Origin of the sequence: Salinicola acroporae (assembly GCF_003206615.1) — a bacterium.
In the GTDB taxonomy this organism is placed as follows: domain Bacteria; phylum Pseudomonadota; class Gammaproteobacteria; order Pseudomonadales; family Halomonadaceae; genus Salinicola; species Salinicola acroporae.
On record NZ_PZJW01000027.1, the window covers coordinates 1 to 2,963 of the forward strand.

Here is a 2,963-nt window from a genome sequence, read left to right on the forward strand (position 1 = left end):
CGGCAGTCTCCACGCCGTGGTGGGCGCAGTCTTCACTCAATCCGCCATACTCGTGGAGTGAATACTTGATGCCTTGTTTCACCCCTACTGCCGCCAGCGCCGTGAGGTATGGATCGCCGATGGGCGACAGCAAGGGATTGGCCTCGCTGTAGCCGTGGTCCAGCGCGTAAGCGGTCGTGGCGGCATCCAGCGTAGTGCCCAGGCCAGGGCCCGGGCGTTCTCGTAGCCGGTGAGTGTGGCGGCCATGGGCGCGATTCCCATGAATCCTATCGAGCGAGTCAGTGTCGAGCGTTTGATGGTGAAATCCTCCGGTATCGCCGCATGGCGGCATGGCGGCATGGCGGCATGACGGTGACGGTGGAACCATCTTCCTGGTCGACGTAGATGGACACTTCCGGTCCCATCGGAGATACCTTGACGATTCCGCTTCCAGCAAAGGCTGGAGCCGGTGCTAGTCATCGGCCCGACAGAGGTAAACTTTAATTAGGTTTGTAGGTTTTTCCCCATACATTCCTATGCATCTATCGGAGTTGAAATTTTTACTGCTCAAGGCCGCTGATCCGGTCGAGACATGGTCTGGAAGGGTGCTGCCAGAGGGTCGTCTCGACGCGCTAGTCTGCATTTCACCTATTTCCCGCGAGCCAGCATTACCTTGAGAATCGATAGCCGCCTTTCCCGCATGCTTCATGCCCTGCTGCATATGGCGCGTCAGGTTCGCTCGATGACTTCCGGGCAGATTGGATCGATATTGGGCACCAACGCGGCCGTGGTGCATCGAACCATGGCCGTGCACCGCTCGCCGGTATTTGGGCTGTGATCAGTATTACCGAGGGCCTTTCACGTTCTGGCCCTCGACAATGTCTTCCCGGAAGCCGCCGCGTTATGTTGTCAGTTGTGCGAGGTCTTCCAGCAGGCTTGGTCCAACTGGCTGCCAGCCCAGTTCATGACGCGTTTTTTGGCTGGAAGCCATGAGGTCAAGCTGAACGAAATGCGTCAACCAGTCGAAATGCGCCTTGGCCTTTGTTGCGGGGATAGATTCGACGGGTAAATCCAGGCGTTTCCCGATGGTCTCGGCAATCGCTTTCATGGTGATGCCTTCTTCCGCGACAGCGTGGTAAACCGCGTCGGGTGTTGCCGCTTCCACGGCAAGGCGGAAGAGGTTGGCGACGTCGCTGATGTGGGTAGCAGCCCAACGCTGTTGGCCCTCATCGACATAGGCAAAGATTCCCTTTTCCACTGCCATGGCGATGGCGAAAGTTATCAGGCCCTGCCGGGCAGTATCGTGAACCTGAGGCAATCGTACGATCGATGTATTGATGCCCCGCGCCATAGCGGCCTTTGCCGCTTCTTCCGACGCCGCTCTGGGAAAATCGGCAACGCTGGGCGGGATGTCATCTTCCGTCGGGAGATGTTCCGGTGTGCTCGGCAGGCCCCCGACGCCTGATGTGACGATGAGCGGACGCTCGGAGCCCACGAGAGCGTTGCCCAGCGTCGCGATGACGCGGCGATCATCCTCACAATTCTGCACGTAGCGTGTGAAGTCGTGGTTGAACGCCAGGTGAATCACGCCGTCCGCTGATTCAGCAGCACGCTTTAGAAGCTCATCGTCTTCGATAGTGCCGATTAAGGGGGTAACACCGATAGAACGCAGGTTGCTGGCGCCTGCCTCGGATCGCGTCATCCCAAGAACGCTGTGTCCAGCGGCAATCAGCTCTCGCACTACCATTGATCCGATGAATCCTGTAGCACCGGTGACGAATACGCGCATGATGAAATCTCCATGGTGAGTTCACTTCATGACGAGTGTCACGAAGCCATTGAAGACGATTCTTCATGCTTCTTTATCCTGTTAAAGTCGTGACATTATCAGGGTATAAAAATCAACAGGATGATGAGAGTGATACAGGAAAGCCGCTTGGCGGCATATCTGAAGGATCGTCGCTCGAAGCTCGATTCCGCGGCGCTGGGCTACCCTCAGCGGCGTCGGCGCACGCCGGGGTTACGCCGAGAAGAGGTCGCTCAGCGCGCCCACATCAGTGCAACTTGGTATACCTGGCTCGAACAGGGGCGTGGGGGGAAGCCTTCCGCCGAAGTGTTGGCACGTATCGCCGACGCGCTGATGCTCACCGATGCCGAACGCGAGCATCTGTTTTTGGTCGGCCTGGGGCGCCCGCCCGAGGTGTGCTATCACCAGGATCACGGCATCACGCCGAGACTTCAGCGCGTGCTCGATGTGCTGGAGCCAAGCGTAGCGTTGATCCGTAATGCCACCTGGGATGTGATTGCCTGGAACCGGGCTGCGGCAGTCGTGCTCAAGGATTATGCCGCGGTGCCGCCGGCGCAGCGCAATATTCTGCGCTCGATCTTTCTCGATCCGGATAGCCACGTCGCCAAGCATGATTGGGAAAGTGTGGCACGAGTTGTCGTCGGCACATTTCGTGCGGACTCCGTTCGCGCGGGCGCCGAGGCCCAGATTCAACCGCTGGTCGATGAACTGTGCCAGGCCAGCTCGGCCTTTGCCGAGATGTGGCGCAGTCACGACGTCCAACGGCAAGGCGAGGGTGATAAGCGTCTCGACCACCCACAGTTGGGTGCCTTCGCCATGGAGTTCTCGACTTTCACCATCGATGCTCGCCCGGACCTGGGCATGATCGTCTATAACCCGATGAACCCAGAGGACGCCGACAAAATTCGCGCACTGATTGCGGCCCGCGACAGCGCCATGTCAGTCAGCTGATGCCAATAATCGATCGACGCCTACCGTAGCGACTCTCGCGATCCCTACCCGTCTCTGCTCATCCCTGCCTTCGCGCGCAGTACCACGCTGTCGTCGAGGTGGCACGAACAATAGTCGAGGTGGCCGCTGGCTTCCCAATTGCACAGCGTGATGGCGATCAAGCGGCATGGCAGAGCCGAGGCCGAGGAGAACGTCATCGCGCATCACGAACTGCTGTGCTGCGTGA

Annotated in this window: 2 protein-coding genes; one reads left to right on the top strand and one right to left on the bottom strand. The window is 58.9% G+C overall.

Annotated features, from left to right (window positions below; all coding sequences use genetic code 11):
* Nucleotides 1-880: 880 nt before the first annotated feature.
* Nucleotides 881-1,768, bottom strand: coding sequence for an SDR family oxidoreductase (locus tag DOM54_RS19875; protein WP_110717989.1), 888 nt, complete (start codon nt 1,766-1,768; stop codon nt 881-883).
* 123 nt (nt 1,769-1,891) lie between these two features.
* Between DOM54_RS19875 and DOM54_RS19880 the strand changes: the two genes are divergently transcribed.
* Nucleotides 1,892-2,737, top strand: coding sequence for a helix-turn-helix transcriptional regulator (locus tag DOM54_RS19880; protein ID WP_276309701.1), 846 nt, complete (start codon nt 1,892-1,894; stop codon nt 2,735-2,737).
* Nucleotides 2,738-2,963: the final 226 nt, after the last annotated feature.

Coding starts and splice junctions, on each gene's coding strand:
- DOM54_RS19875 (WP_110717989.1), bottom strand. CDS start 1,768: ATGCGCGTATTCGTCACCGGTGCTACAGGATTCATCGGATCAATGGTA.
- DOM54_RS19880 (WP_276309701.1), top strand. CDS start 1,892: ATGAGAGTGATACAGGAAAGCCGCTTGGCGGCATATCTGAAGGATCGT.